Annotated in this window: 16 protein-coding genes and 1 riboswitch; of the genes, 9 read left to right on the top strand and 7 right to left on the bottom strand. The window is 72.2% G+C overall.

Features of this window, described 5'->3' with window-relative positions; translation table 11 throughout:
- Positions 1 to 6: 6 nt before the first annotated feature.
- Together IG02_RS0104090 and IG02_RS0104085 are read right to left on the bottom strand one after the other, a co-directional pair.
- The gene (locus IG02_RS0104090; RefSeq protein WP_078854185.1) at positions 7 to 924 is read right to left on the bottom strand and encodes a CbtA family protein; all 918 of its coding nucleotides are present in this window, start codon (positions 922 to 924) and stop codon (positions 7 to 9) included.
- A 21-nt stretch (positions 925 to 945) separates the two neighbouring features.
- Positions 946 to 1,185, bottom strand: coding sequence for a CbtB domain-containing protein (locus IG02_RS0104085; protein WP_030741934.1), 240 nt, complete (start codon positions 1,183 to 1,185; stop codon positions 946 to 948).
- A gap of 63 nt (positions 1,186 to 1,248) precedes the next feature.
- A riboswitch (cobalamin riboswitch) is annotated at positions 1,249 to 1,361 on the bottom strand.
- 210 nt (positions 1,362 to 1,571) lie between these two features.
- On the opposite strand from IG02_RS0104085, the gene IG02_RS0104080 reads away from it, so the two are divergent.
- The 5 genes from IG02_RS0104080 to IG02_RS0104060 all read left to right on the top strand — a co-directional run bounded on the left by IG02_RS0104080 (position 1,572) and on the right by IG02_RS0104060 (position 7,850).
- A complete protein-coding gene (locus IG02_RS0104080; RefSeq protein ID WP_030741932.1) occupies positions 1,572 to 2,351 on the top strand; it encodes a histidine phosphatase family protein in 780 nt (259 codons plus the stop codon).
- A gap of 216 nt (positions 2,352 to 2,567) precedes the next feature.
- Positions 2,568 to 5,363, top strand: a complete 2,796-nt coding sequence (locus tag IG02_RS0104075; RefSeq protein ID WP_078854184.1) for a SpoIIE family protein phosphatase — start codon at positions 2,568 to 2,570, stop codon at positions 5,361 to 5,363.
- Between the two features lie 152 nt (positions 5,364 to 5,515).
- Positions 5,516 to 6,142, top strand: a complete 627-nt coding sequence (locus tag IG02_RS0104070; RefSeq protein ID WP_063756727.1) for a GNAT family N-acetyltransferase — start codon at positions 5,516 to 5,518, stop codon at positions 6,140 to 6,142.
- Positions 6,143 to 6,208: 66 nt separating this feature from the next.
- Positions 6,209 to 6,973: a metallophosphoesterase gene (locus IG02_RS0104065; protein WP_030741925.1), complete on the top strand. Its 765-nt coding sequence runs from the start codon at positions 6,209 to 6,211 to the stop codon at positions 6,971 to 6,973.
- A gap of 145 nt (positions 6,974 to 7,118) precedes the next feature.
- Positions 7,119 to 7,850: a Mut7-C RNAse domain-containing protein gene (locus IG02_RS0104060; RefSeq protein WP_030741923.1), complete on the top strand. Its 732-nt coding sequence runs from the start codon at positions 7,119 to 7,121 to the stop codon at positions 7,848 to 7,850.
- Positions 7,851 to 7,867: 17 nt separating this feature from the next.
- Here the strand turns inward: IG02_RS0104060 and IG02_RS0104055 are convergent, their stop codons facing one another.
- Entirely contained in the window at positions 7,868 to 8,434 is a 567-nt protein-coding gene (locus IG02_RS0104055; RefSeq protein WP_158712232.1) for a hypothetical protein, read from the bottom strand.
- Positions 8,435 to 8,717: 283 nt separating this feature from the next.
- Here IG02_RS0104055 and IG02_RS0104050 point away from each other — a divergent pair, with 283 nt between their 5' ends.
- Positions 8,718 to 9,542: an SDR family NAD(P)-dependent oxidoreductase gene (locus IG02_RS0104050; RefSeq protein ID WP_030741917.1), complete on the top strand. Its 825-nt coding sequence runs from the start codon at positions 8,718 to 8,720 to the stop codon at positions 9,540 to 9,542.
- 192 nt (positions 9,543 to 9,734) lie between these two features.
- Here the strand turns inward: IG02_RS0104050 and IG02_RS0104045 are convergent, their stop codons facing one another.
- On the bottom strand, positions 9,735 to 10,928 hold the full coding sequence (locus IG02_RS0104045; protein ID WP_030741915.1) for an RtcB family protein: 1,194 nt from the start codon (positions 10,926 to 10,928) through the stop codon (positions 9,735 to 9,737).
- Between the two features lie 315 nt (positions 10,929 to 11,243).
- On the opposite strand from IG02_RS0104045, the gene IG02_RS0104040 reads away from it, so the two are divergent.
- The 3 genes from IG02_RS0104040 to IG02_RS0104030 all read left to right on the top strand — a co-directional run bounded on the left by IG02_RS0104040 (position 11,244) and on the right by IG02_RS0104030 (position 15,046).
- Positions 11,244 to 12,212, top strand: coding sequence for a hypothetical protein (locus tag IG02_RS0104040; RefSeq protein ID WP_030741913.1), 969 nt, complete (start codon positions 11,244 to 11,246; stop codon positions 12,210 to 12,212).
- Between the two features lie 125 nt (positions 12,213 to 12,337).
- On the top strand, positions 12,338 to 13,141 hold the full coding sequence (locus tag IG02_RS0104035) for a hypothetical protein (RefSeq protein ID WP_030741910.1): 804 nt from the start codon (positions 12,338 to 12,340) through the stop codon (positions 13,139 to 13,141).
- A 297-nt stretch (positions 13,142 to 13,438) separates the two neighbouring features.
- The gene (locus tag IG02_RS0104030; RefSeq protein WP_030741908.1) at positions 13,439 to 15,046 is read left to right on the top strand and encodes a DUF2637 domain-containing protein; all 1,608 of its coding nucleotides are present in this window, start codon (positions 13,439 to 13,441) and stop codon (positions 15,044 to 15,046) included.
- A 153-nt stretch (positions 15,047 to 15,199) separates the two neighbouring features.
- Here IG02_RS0104030 and IG02_RS0104025 read toward each other — a convergent pair whose 3' ends face one another.
- The 3 genes from IG02_RS0104025 to IG02_RS0104015 all read right to left on the bottom strand — a co-directional run bounded on the left by IG02_RS0104025 (position 15,200) and on the right by IG02_RS0104015 (position 17,432).
- Positions 15,200 to 15,460: a hypothetical protein gene (locus IG02_RS0104025; RefSeq protein WP_030741905.1), complete on the bottom strand. Its 261-nt coding sequence runs from the start codon at positions 15,458 to 15,460 to the stop codon at positions 15,200 to 15,202.
- A 235-nt stretch (positions 15,461 to 15,695) separates the two neighbouring features.
- Positions 15,696 to 16,811: an NADAR family protein gene (locus IG02_RS0104020; protein ID WP_030741904.1), complete on the bottom strand. Its 1,116-nt coding sequence runs from the start codon at positions 16,809 to 16,811 to the stop codon at positions 15,696 to 15,698.
- 102 nt (positions 16,812 to 16,913) lie between these two features.
- On the bottom strand, positions 16,914 to 17,432 hold the full coding sequence (locus IG02_RS0104015) for a GNAT family N-acetyltransferase (RefSeq protein ID WP_030741901.1): 519 nt from the start codon (positions 17,430 to 17,432) through the stop codon (positions 16,914 to 16,916).
- Between the last annotated feature and the right edge of the window lie 50 nt (positions 17,433 to 17,482).

Below are 17,482 nucleotides of genomic sequence, written 5' to 3'. Positions count from 1 at the left end.
CACGGCCTACGGGGCAGGCCGTACGACGTCACCGGACGGCGCCGCTGCCCGTTCCGCCGGTGCCCGTTCCGCGAGCGCCCGTTCCGCCAGCGCCCCGAAGATCAGCCCGAAGGCCGTCCACAGCAGCGCCTGCACCCCGAGCGACGCCAGGCGGAACTCCCACAGCAGCGCTGCCGGGAAATCCGCCGCCACGGCGTCCGAGTTGGCCGGGAGGACCAGACAGGCCACCACCACGGCGAGGACGTATCCGCCGCCCGCCACCACCGAGGCGCTCCAGTTGCCCAGCCGTGGGGCCAGCCGTCTGCCGACGATGACGGCGATGACCGCCAGCAGCACACTGAGCGCGATCATCAGGAAGAACAGTGCCGTGCGTTTCCCGATGGTGTCCGGGTTGCCCACCGCGGGCGGCGTCGCCGGATACTTCAGGAACGGCACCAGACAGACGGTGGTGAACGCGGCCCCGGCCACCAGCGCCGCCGTCGTCCTCGGCCGGAACCGCCCGGTCCTGCCCAGACTCACGGCGAAGACCAGCGAGGCGATGCCGCCGACGGCCACGCCGTACACGAGGACGCCGGTGGCCAGCCCGAACGTCGACTGAACCGGACGGCTGACCAGTTCCTCTTCCGCCTCCTCCTCTTTCTGCTCAGGCGCCGCCGCCCCATGGGCCGACGGCTCGTGGGCCGACGGCTCGTGGGCCGACGGCTCGTGCGCGGAGGCAGCGGACCGGGTCTCCTCCAGCGCGATCGAGTCCCGTACGGGGGGCTCCCCCGCCGCATAGGCCGGCAGGAACGCGCAGAGACCGGCGAGCAGTCCCGCGATCATGCCGTGGACGAGGAGCGTTCTGACCGTGGACGCGTCGGTCACGGCGGTCGGGGCGGGCGCCGGGGACACGGCGGACGCGGGGGACGAGCCTGAAGCGCGCATGAAGGTGGTCTCCGCCGGCCGTCAGTGGCACGGGAAGCCGAGGAGATGACGGCCGTCGTGCACCCACTCGTGCACACCGGCACCGGAGAACACCGAGGTGGCGCCCTGTTCGGCGCCGACGAAATACAGCAGTACGAGCATCAGGACACCGCCGAAGACGGCCCACGGCGCGACCGCGCGCAGCGGAATGGGGTCCTGCGGGGTGGGGATGGCGGGGGCGTCGGCGGGCAGACCGCCGGGCGTCGCGATGGACTGGGCCATGGCGTTGAACCTCCTTGGGGAACTCGCGTCCCGATCGGTGGAGCTCGAGGCGACGGCCCTCGGGTCTGACTCGCCGGAGCCTGTCGCGCCGTACGTGACGTGTGGTTACGTCGTACGTACGCGGCGTGGCGCCGGCATACAGTGGCGCGACCGTGCCGGATTCTCACCGGGCTTCCGTCGTGCCGTCGCGTATGTCGTTCTGTTGTGTGTCGCTGTTCTCTGTCGCAGTTGTGTGTCGCCGGTCGACTGTCGTGGGTCGAGGGCGACGGACGTGAACGTACCGCGAAGAGGCGGACGGGCCAAGGGCGCCTCCCGCCGCCGTTCCGCCCCCCGCCGCACTCAGGACCGACGAGAGAGTGAGCCGTACTCGTATGACCGCCCGCGTGATGAGCACCCGCGTGATGTTCGTTTCTCCCGCCATGGGCCCGGCCCTCCGCGAGGCCCGTTTCCCCGTGGCGGACGGCGAGGAGCCGTACGGCCACGAGAAGGCCGGGCAGGGCCGGGCCGCCGACGCGCTGGACGGCGTCGGGCTGCGTCAGGCGGAGGCCGTGGCGGCGTGCCTCCGGGATCGGGCGGGCGACGGCTCCCCGCTCCGCGCCACGGCCCGGTACGTCTCCCCCACGCCCCGCTGCCGTCGCACCGCCGACGTGCTCGGCCTGGCCGCCGAACCGCTGCCCGGCCTGGCGCCCTGCGCGATGGGCCGCTGGCGGGGCCGGACCCTCGACGAGGTGGCCGCCGCCGAACCGGACGCCGTGGCCGGCTGGCTCACGGACCCGGCCACCGCGCCGCACGGCGGCGAGTCGCTGGACCACTTCCTCGCCCGCGTCGGCCGTCGGCTCGACACCCTGAGCACCGCAGCCGCGGCCACAGCCAAAAACGCCGACACCGATACCGGTACCGGTACCGATACCGATACCGATACCGACACGCAAGCCGATGGCACCGGCACCGGCACCGGCACCGGCACCGGCACCGGCCGAATCCTCGTCGTGGCGGAACCCGACGTCATCCGCGCCGCCACCGTCCACGCTCTCGGCGCGCCCCCGGCCGCCTTCTGGAGGATCGACGTACGGCCGCTGACCCTCACCGAACTCGGCGGACGCGCGGGCCGGTGGAATCTGGTCGGCGGCCGCCCCCTGCACCACGGCCACCACGGTCACCCCTGACTCTCTCCCCCCGCCCCCCGCGGGTACCCGGAACCGCACTCGCCTCACAGAGGCAGGCGGTGTAGATGTAGGTACATGGCCCGAAATAGGGGTCGATCCTGGGCAAAATCCCTGTCCACCAGTCGCGTGTTCCCCCGCCGCCGCTCAGGGAGTCGGCGGCGGGACGACGCACGCGCGGATTCCGGCGCGGGTACGAGGAGCCCCGGCGCGAGCACCATGCCCCCCGGCACATCGCCCGGCCCAGGCGCCGCGCACCGCCACGACTCGTCGTCCGGCCACGACTCGTCGTCCGGCCCACGCACTTCGCCCGGCCAAGGCGCCTCGGCCGGTCCAGGCAACTCGGCCGGTCCAGGCACCTCGTCGCGCCGGCGCGGCTCCCTCTCCTGGCTGAACACGCACACCGTCGCCGGTCAGGTCTTCATCCTCCAGATCGCCATCGTCGTCCTCCTGATCGGCGCCGCCATCGTCTCCCTCCTCATCGTCGCCCACGACGACGCCGAGCAGGAGGCCCGTAACCGCTCCATCGCCGTCGCCACCGCCTTCGCCAACTCCCCCGGCATGGTCCGGGCGATCCACTCCCCCGACCCCACGGCGATCCTGCAACCCAGGGCGGAGGCCATCCGCAAGGCGACCGGACTCGACTTCGTCGTCGTCATCACGACCAAGGGGATCCGCCTCACCCACCCCAACCCCAAGCGCATCGGCGAGCACTACATCGGCACGATCGGGCCCGCCCTCCACGGCCGTACGGTCACCGAGACCAGGCCCGGCACCCTCGGCCCCGCGGTGGCGGCCGTCACCCCCGTCAAGGACACCGACGGGAAGGTGGCCGGCCTGGTCTCCGCGGGGATCACGGTCAGCAAGGTCAGCAGCCTCGCCAACCGCGAGATCCCGCTGATCCTCGGCGCCGCCGCGACCGCCCTGGCCCTCTCGGCCGGCGGCACGGCGCTGGTCAGCAGCCGGCTGCGGCGCCAGACCCGCGGGCTCGACCCGGGCGAGATGACCCGTATGTACGAGCACCACGACGCGGTGCTGCACGTCGTACGGGAGGGTGTCCTCATCGTCGGCGGCGACGGCCGGCTGATGCTCGCCAACGACGAGGCACAGCGCCTCCTCGACCTGCCTCCGCACCCGGAGGGGCTGCGGGTCACCGAGCTCGGGCTGGAGCCGCACATCGCCGACATGCTCGCGTCGGGGCGGATCGTCTCCGACGAGGTGGTGGCCACGGGCGACCGGCTGCTGGCGGTGAACAACCGCTCCACCGACCAGGACGGCGGCCCGCCCGGCACCGTCGCGACGCTCCGCGACTCCACCGAACTGAGCGCGCTCACCGGCCGGGCCGAGATCGCGCAGAAACGCCTCAAGCTGCTGTACGACGCGGGCGTGGAGATCGGCACCAGCCTGGATGTGCCCCGTACGGCCGAGGAGCTGGCGCGGGTGGCCGTGCCGCGGTTCGCCGATTTCGTCACGGTGGACCTCGCGGAGCCCGTTCTGCGGGGCGAGGAACCAGCGCGGGAGCCCGCCTCCACGATGCGCCGTACGGCCGTGGTGGGCATCCGCGACGACCATCCGTTCTACGAGGTGGGCCGGGAGTTCGTCCTCCACACCGCCACCCCCGCGGCGTGGAGCATGGGCAGCGGCCGGGGCGCCGTGCAGCCGGACCTCACCCGCGCCCCCGGCTGGCGCGCCCAGGACCCGGAGGCGACCGGCCGGATCGTCACATACGGCGTCCACTCGCTCGTCACCGCCCCGCTGCGGGCGCGCGGGGTGCTCCTCGGGGTCGTCAACTACTGGCGCGCGCAGAATTCCGAGCCGTTCGACGAGGAGGACATCTCCCTCGCGGAGGAGCTGGCGGCCCACGCGGCGGTGTGCATCGACAACGCCCGGCGCTACACGCGTGAGCACTCGATGGCGGTGACCCTGCAACGCAGCCTGCTGCCGCGCGTCCTGCCCGAGCAGAACGCCCTCGACGTCGCCTACCGCTATCTGCCCGCCGAGTCGGGGGTGGGCGGCGACTGGTTCGACGTCATCCCGCTGCCGGGCGCCCGGGTGGCGCTGGTGGTCGGCGACGTCGTCGGGCACGGCATGCACGCGGCGGCGACGATGGGACGGCTGCGGACGGCGGTGCACAACTTCTCCGCGCTCGACCTGACACCCGACGAGATCCTCTCCCACCTGGACGAGCTGATCGCCCATATCGACCAGGACGAGGGGCTCGCGGGCGGCGGTACGGACGTCACCGGCGCGACCTGCCTGTACGCCATCTACGACCCGGTGACGCGGCGCTGCGCCATCGCCCGCGCCGGCCACCCGCCGCCCGCGCTGGTCCGCCCGGACGGGAGCGTGGAGTTCCTGGACCTGCCGGCCGGGACCCCGCTGGGTCTCGGCGGGCGGCCGTTCGAGACGGCCGACTTCCTGCTGCCCGAGGCGAGCCATCTCGTGCTCTACACGGACGGGCTGGTCGAGGACCGCAGCCGGGAGATCGACGCCGGGCTCGAACTGCTGCGTACGGCGCTCAGCCACCCGGGCTCGCCCGGCCGCACCCCCGAGGAGACCTGCGAGGCGGTGCTCGACGTGCTGCTCCCGGCCCGGCCGAGCGACGACATCGCGCTGATCGTCGCCCGTACCCGGCTGCTCAGGCCCGACCAGGTCGCGCACTGGGAGGTGCCCTCCCACCCCTCGGAGGTCTCCGCCCTGCGGGCCGCCGTGGCGCGGCAGCTGGAGGACTGGGGCCTGGGCGAGATCGCCTTCACGACGGAGCTGATCCTCAGCGAGCTGATCACGAACTCCATCCGCTACGCCGCCGGTCCGATCCGGGTACGGCTGCTCCACGTACGCCATCTGATCTGCGAGGTCGCCGACGCGAGCAGCACCTCGCCGCACCTGCGCTACGCGGCGGCGACGGACGAGGGCGGCCGGGGGCTGTTCCTGGTCGCGCAGTTCGCGGAACGCTGGGGCACCCGCTACACCCCGGACGGCAAGGTCATCTGGGCGGAGCTGCCCCTGCCGTGACGGTACGGCGGGAGGCCGTACGGGACGGGCACCGTACGGGACGGGCACCGTACGGACCGGCCGCCGCACAGGACCGCTGCCGTACGGCCTCCCGCGCACCCGCGTACCCACATACCACTGTCGATGTCAGCGCACCGCTCTAGAGTCGTCGAATGGACACCACGACGTCCCCGGTACGAAGAAGCCACGGTCTGCCGCCCGTCCGGCTGGAGCCCTGGACGGAGGACGATCTCGGCCTGCTCCGCGCCACCAACGCACCCGAGCTGATGCACCACCTCGGCGGCCCGGAGACCGAGGAACAGCTGCTCGGCAGGCACCGGCGCTATGTCGCGCTGAGCGCGGCCCGGCCGGAGGAGGGCCGGATGTTCCGCATCGTCCTGCTCCCGGGCGGGGAGGCCGTCGGGACGATCGGCTTCTGGGAGCGGGTCTGGCAGGGACAGTGCGTCTACGAGACGGGCTGGACGGTGCTCGGCGCGTACCAGGGGCGGGGCATGGCGGCGGCAGCGGCGGAGGCGGTCGTCGAGCGGGCCCGGGCGGCGGGCGGACACCGGTACGTGCACGCCTTCCCGTCCGTCGGCAATCCGCCGTCGAACGGGGTGTGCCGCAGGGCGGGCTTCGAACTGCGCGACGAGTGCGACATCGAGTACCCCCTGGGGCACCTGATGCGCTGCAACGACTGGCGCCTGGACCTGGCGGGCACGGGCCCGGTCCGGGCCCGGGAAGCGGAATTCCAGGCCCGGCACCCCGGGAAAGGGGGACGCCCTGCCTCCACACCCTAATGGAATAGACTTCCTCAACCATTAGGGACAATGGGGCACGGGACAACAGAACCACGGAGGGGCGCCATGCTGCTGGCCCATATCAGCGATCTGCACCTGGACGGCTCGGAGTTCGCTGCGGAGCGGGCGGCCCGCGTCGTCGCCTACCTGAACGGGCTGACCCGGCGGCCCGACGCCGTGCTGGTGACCGGTGACATCGCGGACCACGGCGGCCCGGACGAGTACGCGGAGGCGGCGAAGCTGCTCGCCGGCATCCACGCGCCCGCCTTCTCCTGCCCCGGCAACCACGACGACCGGGCGAACTACCGCGCCGTCCTGCTGGGGGAGGCGACCGCCCCGGGCCCCGCCTCGTACAGACCGGTCAACCGGGTGGAACTCGTGGCCGGGCACGCTCTGCTGCTCTGCGACTCCACCATTCCCGGCGCGGACGAGGGACTGCTGGACGACGAGACGCTGCACTGGCTGGCGCGCACGCTGGACGAGCTGGGCGACACCCCCGCGATACCCGCCTTCCACCACCCGCCGACGCCCCTGCACCACCCGTACCTGGACTCGATAGCGCTGACCAACGCGGACCGGCTCGCGGAGGTCCTGGCCGGCCGCGCGAACGTCCCCGCCGTCCTCACGGGCCACGCCCACACCCCGGCCGCCGCGACGTTCGCGGGCCGGCCGCTGCTGGTGGCGCCCGGGGTGGTCTCGACGCTGCGACTGCCCTGGGAGAGCGGGCTGGGCCTGACGGACCGGGTGGCGCCGCCCGGTGTCGCGTTCCACGTCCTGCCGGAGAGCGGGGCCGCCGACGCCGTCATCACGCACTTCAGAGTCGTGCCGTAGGAGTCGTTCCGTAGGAGTCGGGCGCCGCCGCGTGCGGGGCGGGGCGGGCCGTACTGGGCCGGGCCGGGCCGCGGGCCGTACCGGACCGTCGGCGACGGCGCGGAAAGCCCTGGCCCGCTCCCCCGCCCGGTGGCATCCTGGCCGCGTGAACGGTCCCGAGATCCACCTCGACTTCACCCCTGAACTGCGCCTCTTCGTCCCCGCCGAGCGGCGTCAGGGGCGGACGGCCCTGCTCACCGACGGCTCGTCCACCCTCGGCCACGCCGTCGAGTCGCTCGGCGTCCCGCTCACCGAGGTCGGCGCGCTCCTCGTCGACGGCCGCGAGGTGCCCGTCTCGCACATTCCGGCCGCGGGCGAATCCGTGGTGGTCCGGGCGGTGAGCCGCCCCCAGCGGGTGCCGGGCGCACCGCTGCGCTTCCTGCTCGACGTCCACCTCGGCACCCTCGCGCGGCGGCTGCGGCTGCTGGGGGTCGACGCGGCGTACGAGAGCGAGGACATCGGCGACGCCGCCCTGGCCACCCGATCCGCCACCGAGCGCCGGGTCATGCTCTCCCGGGACCGGGGCCTGCTGCGGCGACGCGAACTGTGGGCCGGGGGGTACGTCTACAGCGACCGCCCCGAGGACCAGCTCAGGGACGTACTCGAACGCTTCGCCCCGGTGCTCGCTCCCTGGACCCGGTGCACCGCCTGCAACGGGGAGCTGGGCCCGGCCGACAAGGAATCCGTGCGGGAACGGCTGCGGGACGGCACTCAGCGCACGTACGACGTCTTCGCGCAGTGCGGCGCCTGCGACCGGGTCTACTGGCGCGGCGCGCACCACGCCCGGCTGGCGGCGATCGTCGAGGACGCGGTACGCGAGTTCGGCGACGCGGCGTAGGCGAGGCGATCGACGCGTCAGAAGGCGTACTTGTCCCCCGTGTCGGGCACCAGCACCCGGTGCCGGTGGTTCTCGGGATTGGAGTCCAGCGCGCCCCCGTTCCACGCCGTGTCGACCCGCAACACCACCTGGTGCGGGCGTCCCGCCGTCCGCAGCCGGACGTCGAACGCGTGGCTCCGCCCCACCGCCCTGAGCTGCCCCGTGCGGCACAGCACCGTGCGCGCGCCGTTCCAGAGGCAGTCGGCCGGCAGTGTCTGGCCGGCGGCCAGGGGTTCGGAGAAGTCCAGCCGTACGGTCGCGTCCGCGAGCCGGGACGGCCCGTGGTTCTCGGACTCGAAGCGAACCTCCAGCAGGCCGCGGGTCAGCGAAACCCGCCCGTGGTGCGCCAGATCGGCCTCGCGCCCGTCGACGTCCTGCGCCGCGGCAGAAGCCGACCCGTCCGACGCGACCGGCAGGTCCGGCCCGTCCGAGACCTCCGGCACCCTGGCCGCCCCCACCGCGTCCGGCCCCGCGCCGAGCGCCACCACCATGGCCGCCGAGACAGCCGCCACCGTCACCACCGTCGCCCTACGCATCGCACCCATGCGCGAAATGTACAGATGATCACACTGGCCCCCGCCCCACCGATCGGCCCGACGCGCCCCCGATCACCCGCATGCACCGCATGCACCGCATGCACCGCAGACACGGCGTACGCCGCGACGGCATGCACCGCACTCATCGCATCGCCCCCGTGGGCGACTCCTCACCAACGGGCGTCCGCACCACGGACCGCCGACGCGTGATCCCCCACCGCCCGCCTATCCTTCCAGCCGAGCAGGGAGAACACACCAGGCATCATCGAACGCACGCGCGAGGAGTTACGTCATGACCGACGCGGACACCACCGCGGACACCGCGGCCGCCGCGGCCACCGCCCCCTCAGCCACCGACGCTCCCGTCGCCGTCGTCACCGGAGCGAGCAGCGGAATCGGCGCGGCGGCGGCGCGCAGGCTCGCCGCCGCCGGCTACCACGTCGTCGCCACCGCCCGCCGCAAGGACCGCATCGAGGCGCTGGCCGCCGAGATCGAGGCCGCCGGGCACCGCGCCACCGCCTGCGTCCTCGATGTCACCGACCGCGCGGCCGTCGACGCCTTCGCCGCCGGACTCGACCGCTTCCCGGCCGTGAACGTCCTGGTCAACAACGCCGGCGGCGCGCTCGGCGCCGACCCCGTGGCCACCGGCGACCCCGACGAGTGGCGCCGCATGTACGAGACGAACGTCATCGGCACCCTCCACGTCACCCAGGCCCTCCTCCCCGCCCTCACCGCGAGCGGCGACGGCACGGTCCTCGTCCTCTCCTCCACCGCCGGCCTCGCCACCTACGAGGGCGGCGCGGGCTACGTGGCCGCCAAGCACGGCGCCCACGTCCTCGCCGAGACCCTCCGCCTGGAGATCGTCGGCACGCCGGTCCGGGTCATCGAGATCGCCCCCGGCATGGTGAAGACGGAGGAGTTCTCCACGACCCGCTTCCACGGCGACACGGAGAAGGCGGCCAAGGTCTACGCGGGCGTCGCCGAACCCCTCACCGCCGACGACGTCGCGGACACCATCACCTGGGCGGTCACCCGCCCCAGCCATGTCAACATCGACCTCCTGGTCATCCGCCCGCGCGCCCAGGCGTCCAACACGAAGGTGCACCGGGAACTGTGACCTGAGAGCCTGTGACCTGAGAGCCCGCGGGCCCGGCGGCCCACCCCCTGGAGCCGCCGGGCCCGCGCACACGCCCCCCCCGCGCGCACGCCCACTCACCCCCACTCACGCCCGGGTGGGTGGGCTCTTTGGTGTCCGTCGTTGCGTATACGGCGGAATCGGACGCCGAACACCGAACCCGCGGTTCGACCGTCAGCCCTTCACGCAGATGACCTGCTTCAGCTTCGCCACCACCTCGACCAGGTCCCGCTGCTGGTCGATGACCTGCTCGATCGGCTTGTACGCGGCCGGGATCTCGTCCACCACGCCCGCGTCCTTCCGGCACTCCACGCCCCGCGTCTGGTCCTCCAGGTCGCGGGTCGAGAAGCGCCGCTTCGCCGCGTTGCGGCTCATCTTCCGGCCCGCCCCGTGGGAGGCCGAGTTGAACGACGCCGCGTTCCCCAGGCCCTTCACGATGTACGAACCCGTCCCCATCGAGCCCGGGATGATGCCGTGGTCGCCGCTGCCCGCGCGGATCGCGCCCTTGCGCGTGACCAGCAGGTCCATGCCGTCGTACCGCTCCTCCGCCACGTAGTTGTGGTGGCAGGAGATGACCGGTTCGAACGTCACCCCGGCCTTCTTGAACTCCTTGCGGACCACGTCCTGGAAGAGCCCCATCATGATCGCCCGGTTGTACTTCGCGTACTCCTGCGCCCAGAAGAGGTCGTTGCGGTACGCCGCCATCTGCGGGGTGTCCGCGATGAACACGGCCAGATCCCGGTCTACCAGGCCCTGGTTGTGCGGCAGTTTCTGCGCCTCGCCGATGTGGTGGTCGGCCAGTTCCTTGCCGATGTTGCGCGACCCGGAGTGCAGCATCAGCCAGACAGAACCTGACTCATCGAGACAGAACTCAATGAAATGATTTCCGGATCCGAGCGTTCCCATCTGCTTCGTGGCGCGCTCCTGGCGGAATTTGACCGAGTCGGCGACCCCGTCGAACCGCTTCCAGAAGTCGTCCCACCCCGCCGTCGGGAATCCGTGCAGCCGGCCCGGATCCACCGCGTCGTCGTGCATGCCGCGGCCCACCGGAATCGCCTGCTCGATCTTGGAGCGCAGGCGGGACAGGTCGCCCGGCAGGTCGTTCGCCGTCAGGGACGTCTTCACCGCCGACATGCCGCAGCCGATGTCCACACCCACCGCCGCCGGGCAGACCGCCCCGTGCATCGCGATCACCGAACCGACCGTCGCGCCCTTGCCGTAGTGCACGTCCGGCATCACGGCCAGACCCTTGATCCACGGCAGCGTGGCGACGTTCCGCAGCTGCCGCATGGCGACGTCCTCGACGGTCGCGGGGTCCGCCCACATCCGGATCGGGACCTTCGCGCCCGGCATCTCCACGTACGACATGATTCCCCAATTCCCCCGAAAAGCCGGATAGCGCAAAAACCGGAGCCAGGGCCGCCAAAAGAGACGGCCGACCAGCGTCAACGGTGTCGCGTGCGGTAGACATTGTCTCCATCGACCGTCGTCCGGCGGCAAGCGGATTTCGCCCGCGCTCGCGTCCCGCACAGCTCGTGCGGGGCGCGAGCGCGGGCCCGCGCGCCGTGGACCCGCGCGCCGCGCACCCACGCACGGCCCGGGCGCCGTTCGGGCCCCCGCGGCCCGCACGGTCCCGTACGTCGGCAAAGGCTCGTTCACCGGCACAGAAGGGAGCCCGGGACCGTGCACCGAAAGGCGAGCGCGTACGTACCCGGCCTGGCGGCGCTCCTCGTGGCGGCCGTCGCCGGCTGCTCGGGCGGCAGCGGCGGCGACGGCTCGGCCGCCGACGCCAAGCCCGGCACCTCCAGCAGCACCACGACCGCGCAGCCGGGCAAGTACCGCACCCTGCGCGAGCCGTGCGGCTCCGTACCGCGGGCCACGCTCGAAAGTCTCCTGCCCGGCGCCGCGTCGCTGCCGGAGGAGCAGCGGGAGAAGGTGTACGCGGGCACGGCCGCCGTGACGTACGACACCGACCGCCGCGTCGGCTGCGACTGGAAGGCCGACTCGCCCGAGGCGTCGCACCAACTGGCGATCGACGTCGAGCGCGTGGTCTCGTACGACCCGACCGTGAGCGACGACGACCGGGCGCAGGAGGTGTACGGGGAGAAGGAGGCCGCGGCCGACCTGCCGGTCATCACCCCCTCGGACTCGCCGGACCCCGGCGCCACCACGGGCGACGGCACCCCCTCCGAAGACCAGAACGACCCGGGCCGGAACGGCTCGAACCAGAACAGCCCGGACGAGGACGGATCGAACCAGGGCTCGACAGGGAAAACGACGCAGAACGGCACACAGGGCACAGCCCAGGACGAATCTCAGGGCGTCGGCCAGGACACGGAACCGGGCACAACACCCCAGAGCGGTTCCCCCTCGCCCTCCAGCTCCCCCGGCGCTCCCACCACCCCCGAGGACCTCCAGCCCCGCCGCCTGGAGGGTCTCGGCGACGCCGCCTTCCTGGACGACGTGCTCGCGCGCCCCGGTTCCGCCGCCAGGAACCGGACCGTCAGCGTGGTATTCCGCACATCCAACGTGATCGTGACCGTCCGGTACACCGAGCAGCCCGCCCGTACGACCGGGGTCCCCGACAGTGAAGAACTCCAGGAAAAGGCGCGGAACCTGGCCCGTACGCTCGCCGATCAGCTCGACGAGTAGCCTCCGGCCGCGGCTCGGCGGACCGCCCTGACCTGCCGCACGGAGTCCGGCGACCGGGCCCGCGGACCGCGCGCTGCGGTTACCGTGGCCGATCGGACCGTACGACAAGACTCACCGAGGGAACCATGCACCGATCAGCCACGCGACTCACCCGCACACTCGCCTGCGCAGTCGTCCCGGTGATGCTCGTCGTCGCCGGCTGCTCGTCCGGCTCCGACAGCAAGGACGACGCGGAAGCGCCGGCCACCCCCAGCGTCAAGGCGTCCCCGACGGTCGCGCCGGCCAAGTACACCGGCCTGCCCGACGCGTGCAAGACGCTCGCCTCCAAGACCGTCCGCTCACTGGTCCCCGAGGCGAAGTCCAAGGGCGGTACGGCGGGCAAGTCCTCCGACACCGACAGCCGCGCGAGCTGCTCCTGGAACGGCCTGGACGACAAGGGCGTCGACGGGTCGCAGTACCGCTGGCTCGACATCTCGCTCGTACGGTACGACTCGGACGCGGCCCTGGGCCCCGGCGCCTCTCGCGCGGGCGACTACTACAAGAAGGCCGTCGACGGGGCGAAGGGCACCGAGGGCGCCAAGGACGTCAAGGCGGAGCCGGCGAGCGGCCTCGGCAACGAGGGCACGCTGATCACGTACACCCTCAAGAAGAGCGGCGAGAACTTCTCCTACGCCACGGTCGTGGCCCGCGCGGAGAACATCGTCATGACCTTCACGTACAACGGCACGGGCTACGCGGGCGCGAAGGACCCGAGCGTGGGCGACCTCTCGAAGGAGGCGGTGAAGGCGGCGAAGGAGGCCGTGACGGCGGCCACGAGCGACGGCGGCGGCAGCGGCGCCGGTGGCAGCAGCCCGTCGGCGTCCGCCTCCAAGGGCGCTTCCGAGGACGGCACGACGAACGACTTCTCCAAGGACTCGAAGGAATCGTAGGGCTCGCAGGGCCGGCTCACAGGGCTCGTAGGGCCGGCTCGCAGGCGGCAACCGGCGGCCCGGCACGTCGCGCGAGGCGGGAATCCGCCGCCCGCGCGACCACGGCAGCCAGGACACCGCCACCATTAGCGCCGTTTGGCACCTTTTGAACGGAGCCCGGTCCTCACCGGAGGGCCGGGCTCCACTCCCCGCTGCCATCCTCATGCGTACACATGTGCCACGCTGTGGCCGCCGGGTGTCCGGGCTCCGAGCCCGCGAACGGCGTTCAACGGGGTCGAGTACGGGAGGGGATCGCGGGTGGCCGCGATGCAACTGACACGCACGCACCGCATATTGATCGGGGTGGTGATCTTCGGTGCGGTGATCATCGCCGCGATCGGTTTCGCGGGCTCGTACGCCGCCGTGCGCGAACTGGCCGAGGCCAAGGGCTTCGGGAACTTCTCCCTGGTCTTCCCGATCGGCATCGACGCGGGCATCTGCGTCCTGCTCGCGCTCGACCTCCTGCTGACCTGGCTGCGCATCCCCTTCCCGCTGCTGCGTCAGTCGGCCTGGCTGCTGACGGCGGCCACCATCGCCTTCAACGGCGCGGCGGCCTGGCCGGATCCGCTGGGCGTCGGCATGCACGCCGTGATCCCGATCCTCTTCATCGTCTCCGTCGAGGCGGCGCGGCACGCGGTCGGCCGGATCGCGGACATCACGGCCGACAAGCACATGGAGGGCGTACGGCTCACGCGCTGGCTGCTGTCGCCGGTCCCCACGTTCAAGCTGTGGCGCCGGATGAAGCTGTGGGAGCTGCGGTCGTACGAACAGGTCATCAAGCTGGAACAGGACCGCCTGATCTACCAGTCGCGCCTCCAGGCCCGTTTCGGCCGCAACTGGCGCCGCAAGGCACCGGTGGAGGCGTTGATGCCGCTGCGGCTCGCGAAATACGGCGTCCCGCTCGCCGACACCGCCCCGTCGGGACTGGCCGCGGCCGGCATCGAACCGGTGCTGCTGCCGCCCGCGCCGCCGATGGCCGAACTCACGCAGGCGCGGGAGGAGAAAGAGGCGGCCGAGAGCCGGTACGCGGAGCTGGTGCAGCGCGGCCGGGAGCGGCAGCGGCAGGAACAGGCGCTGGAGGAGCAGCCGTCGCTGTCCCCGTCGCAGCAGGAGCGGCCGGAGCGGCCGGAGTCGCGGGAACAGCCGCAGTCCCCGTACCAGAAGCAGCCCCAGTCGCCCCGGTCCCCGCGGGAGCAACCGGACGGGCAGCAGGCTCCGGGCCCGGAGGGGCCCCGGCGGGACGAGGCGCAGGCGCCCCACGACCGACCCTTGCCCGGGGCCGGGGCCGGGGCCGAAGCCCAGGTCAGTCCGTGGTTCGCGGCTCCGCAGGTGCCGGCGACCGCCTACGAGGGCGCGTACAACCCCACGTACGTCGAGGGCCTGGAGCCCACGCCGGTGATGATCCCGTCGGGCCCGGGCCGCAGCCGCCCGCTCGGCGGCATGGTCCCCGGCCAGCGCACGGAGAGCCCGTACCCGGCGCAGGCGCAGACGCAGCCTCAGCCCCAGACACAGACGCACGGGCAGGGGCAGGGACAGGAGCAGGTACAGGAACCGGCGGAGAGTCAGTCCGAGGGCGGGCCTCAGCCTTCGGCCCCCGCTCCGGCCCCGGAGGAGCCCGAGGAGCTGCCCATCCTCACCCTGCCTGACGGCATCTCCAGCGACGACGCGTACTTCGACGCCTTCCGGGCGTACGTCGTCCAGCACGGCGACTTCCCCAACTCACGGAAGTTCGCGCTGTATCTGATGGACCTCTACGGCGTGAAGGGCAACAACGACGGCCCGCTGAGCGAGGGTGTACTGCGGCCGTATATGAAGGAGTTCCGCTACCGCTACCAGTCGGAAGTCGACTCCGAGCAGATCGCCTGACCCGTCGGCATCGGCCACCACAACGGCGGCCGATGCCCCGGGCTCCATCGGCGAGGATGACGACTTGTCAGGACGGGGCCGGGGGTGGGCAGTCAGCGAACAGCCGGCGGACAGCGGACAGCCGGCTGCCGGTCAATGCCCACCGTCGGCCGCTCAGCGGTGGGAGGAGTGCGAGCCGCCCGCGGTGTGCTGACGGGGAATGCGATCCAGCCGCGCCGCACGCCGCCTCGGGTGCTGCCGCGCGCCGCCGTGCTCGCTCCAGTAGGCGACGGCCGCGAGACTCAGTGCCGCGCCCAGCACGCCTCCGAAGGCGGTGCTGACCAGATGGCCGGCGGAGGCCGCTCCGAGCAGAGCACCCACAAGGCCGCCGAGGATGCACGCGCAGAACGCGAACCTGCGAATCTTCTCGTCCACGAAGCATCACTTCCTTCCGTTAACCTTCTTTTACCCATGTCGACCATGGTTATTCTCCGGTTACCACAAAGAAGTACTCGTCGGCAGCGCCTGACTGCCACTCAGTGACAAAAAATTTCAAATATCCCGCCGTTGACCTCCCTGCGGCAATTAGGGAATAGGGATTCATACATTGCGGCCGATGAAGAGGGACGGCCGGTCAATGGCTGAATACACGTCGTTGCCGGCCCGGTGGTCATCCGATGCCGGCCCGCCGGGCATGGAGTTCGGAGCGTACGAGTTCGAGGAGGCGGCCGGACCAGTTCCGCCCGCGCCCGCCGTTGTCGCCCCAGAAGCCGGAGCCGGCGTCGTCGTAGACCAGGGTCGCGTCGCCGGTCGCCAGAAGGATCTCCGCCAGGGCGGGGTGCTGGGCGTACTTGGCGCGCAGGAGCCGTGTCATGACCGCGGTGCGGGCCTGCTCCCAGCCCTCGCGGCGTACGGCGTCGGCGGCGAGTGCGCGAGCCGCGTACGAGGATTCCGCCGCCGCGACAGCGGCCCGCGCCACGGGTTCCGCCGCCGAGAGGGACCAGTAGGCATGGGCGACGGAGGGATAGGTGACCCCGTCGACGTCGACGGGCGCGGGGTAGTCGTCACGCAGACCGGCCGGACCCGGGTCCTCCACCGCCCGCCGCGAGAACGTCTGGTAGAGGTGGACCGACGGCGCGTAGGAGCCCTCCGGCCCGTCCACCGGCATCCGCGAGGCCCCTTCGGCGATCAGCCCGTCCCGCTCCTCGAAGTACTCGACGGCCTCGTCGTACGCCTCCTGGCTGAGCGGCTCGTCGGACCAGCTCTCCATCACTCCGCCCGGCCCGGCCAGCAGTGCTTGGAGCGGCTGGTCCTTCCTGTCCATGTCGCCCAGCGCGTAAGGGCGTTGGGTCTCCGGAATGGCGAGGTAGGCGGCACGGGCGGCGGCGCGGTTCGACTCGGTACGGTCGGCGAGGAACACGTCCACGGCGTCGAGGCAGCGATCCGTCGAGTCGGGGCGGCCGTTGAGCTGGTCGATGGTGTCCCGTACCTCGGCGAGCAGCAGTTCCGGGGTGTGCCAGGACCGCGCCCCCTGGAATGTCCACGCGGCCAGCTCGTGAGCGGACGCGTGGGCCCCCTCGGGAAAGGAGGTGGCGACCCAGCCGCTGCGCAGCTTCTCCTCGAATTCCTCGAGGGTGACGAGGCCCCAGCAGTCGACGAGCGCGTCCGCGAAGATGAACAGGTCGGTGAGGAAGAAATGGCCGCCGTTGTTGATGAACGCGTGCCGCCAGGTGCCGGGTATGCGGACGCCGTCCGCCGTACGATGAGTGATCCGATTGCCGATCATGCGGTCATTGTGCCGGGGCCGGGGATCCGGAAGCCCGGCGCCTGATCGGGCCGCGGTCGGCTGCCGTCGGCTGCGGTCGGGCCCGGTACGGCGGCCGGCACCCTAGATTCCGAACGGCGCGGCGTAGTGGACGGTACCGGCGGGCAGCGGGTGCCCGGCGTCGAGGGTGAGCGCCATCAGCGCCTCGTCGGGTACGTCGATGGTCAGCCGGATGCCGTGGGCCGAGGCCCTGGTGAAGCCGAAACGCGGGTAGTACGCGGGGTGCCCGAGGACGACGACGTACCGCTCGCGCAGTTCGCCTGCGGCCTCCAGCGCGGCCCGTACCGCAGCCGAGCCCGCACCGGTCCTCTGGTGCTCGGGCAGCACGGCGACGGGCGCCAGGCACAGGGCCGGGGTGTCACCGATGTGACAACGCGTCAGCAGGGCATGGCCGACCGGCCGGTCCGCCGCGTCGGTGGCGACGACGGACAGACCGCCGATCCACGCGTCCGGGTCGGTGCGCAGGGCGTCGACGAGGTCCGCCTCTTCCGCGGTGGGGAAAGCGGCGAGGTGCACGGCGCGGACAGCCGGGAGGTCGGCACCGGTCTCTACGCGTGTGGTCCAGGTGCTGCGGGTGACCATGGCGGGGTGATCCCTTTCGTTGCGGCGGCGGACCGTTCCGGCGCGACGGG

This window comes from Streptomyces sp. NRRL F-5135, assembly GCF_000719775.1.
In the GTDB taxonomy this organism is placed as follows: Bacteria; Actinomycetota; Actinomycetes; order Streptomycetales; family Streptomycetaceae; genus Streptomyces; species Streptomyces hebeiensis.
The sequence above is the reverse complement of the archived record's forward strand: the minus strand, read 5'-3'. Positions and strand labels throughout refer to the sequence as shown.

What these genes read in the sequence shown, in the direction of transcription:
- IG02_RS0104080 (WP_030741932.1), top strand. Translation starts at nt 1,572, where the DNA reads ATGAGCACCCGCGTGATGTTCGTTTCTCCCGCCATGGGCCCGGCCCTC.
- IG02_RS0104035 (WP_030741910.1), top strand. Translation starts at nt 12,338, where the DNA reads ATGCACCGATCAGCCACGCGACTCACCCGCACACTCGCCTGCGCAGTC.
- IG02_RS0104085 (WP_030741934.1), bottom strand. Translation starts at nt 1,185, where the DNA reads ATGGCCCAGTCCATCGCGACGCCCGGCGGTCTGCCCGCCGACGCCCCC.
- IG02_RS0104070 (WP_063756727.1), top strand. Translation starts at nt 5,516, where the DNA reads ATGGACACCACGACGTCCCCGGTACGAAGAAGCCACGGTCTGCCGCCC.
- IG02_RS0104045 (WP_030741915.1), bottom strand. Translation starts at nt 10,928, where the DNA reads ATGTCGTACGTGGAGATGCCGGGCGCGAAGGTCCCGATCCGGATGTGG.
- IG02_RS0104065 (WP_030741925.1), top strand. Translation starts at nt 6,209, where the DNA reads ATGCTGCTGGCCCATATCAGCGATCTGCACCTGGACGGCTCGGAGTTC.
- IG02_RS0104020 (WP_030741904.1), bottom strand. Translation starts at nt 16,811, where the DNA reads ATGATCGGCAATCGGATCACTCATCGTACGGCGGACGGCGTCCGCATA.
- IG02_RS0104055 (WP_158712232.1), bottom strand. Translation starts at nt 8,434, where the DNA reads ATGGGTGCGATGCGTAGGGCGACGGTGGTGACGGTGGCGGCTGTCTCG.
- IG02_RS0104015 (WP_030741901.1), bottom strand. Translation starts at nt 17,432, where the DNA reads ATGGTCACCCGCAGCACCTGGACCACACGCGTAGAGACCGGTGCCGAC.
- IG02_RS0104090 (WP_078854185.1), bottom strand. Translation starts at nt 924, where the DNA reads ATGCGCGCTTCAGGCTCGTCCCCCGCGTCCGCCGTGTCCCCGGCGCCC.
- IG02_RS0104075 (WP_078854184.1), top strand. Translation starts at nt 2,568, where the DNA reads ATGCCCCCCGGCACATCGCCCGGCCCAGGCGCCGCGCACCGCCACGAC.
- IG02_RS0104050 (WP_030741917.1), top strand. Translation starts at nt 8,718, where the DNA reads ATGACCGACGCGGACACCACCGCGGACACCGCGGCCGCCGCGGCCACC.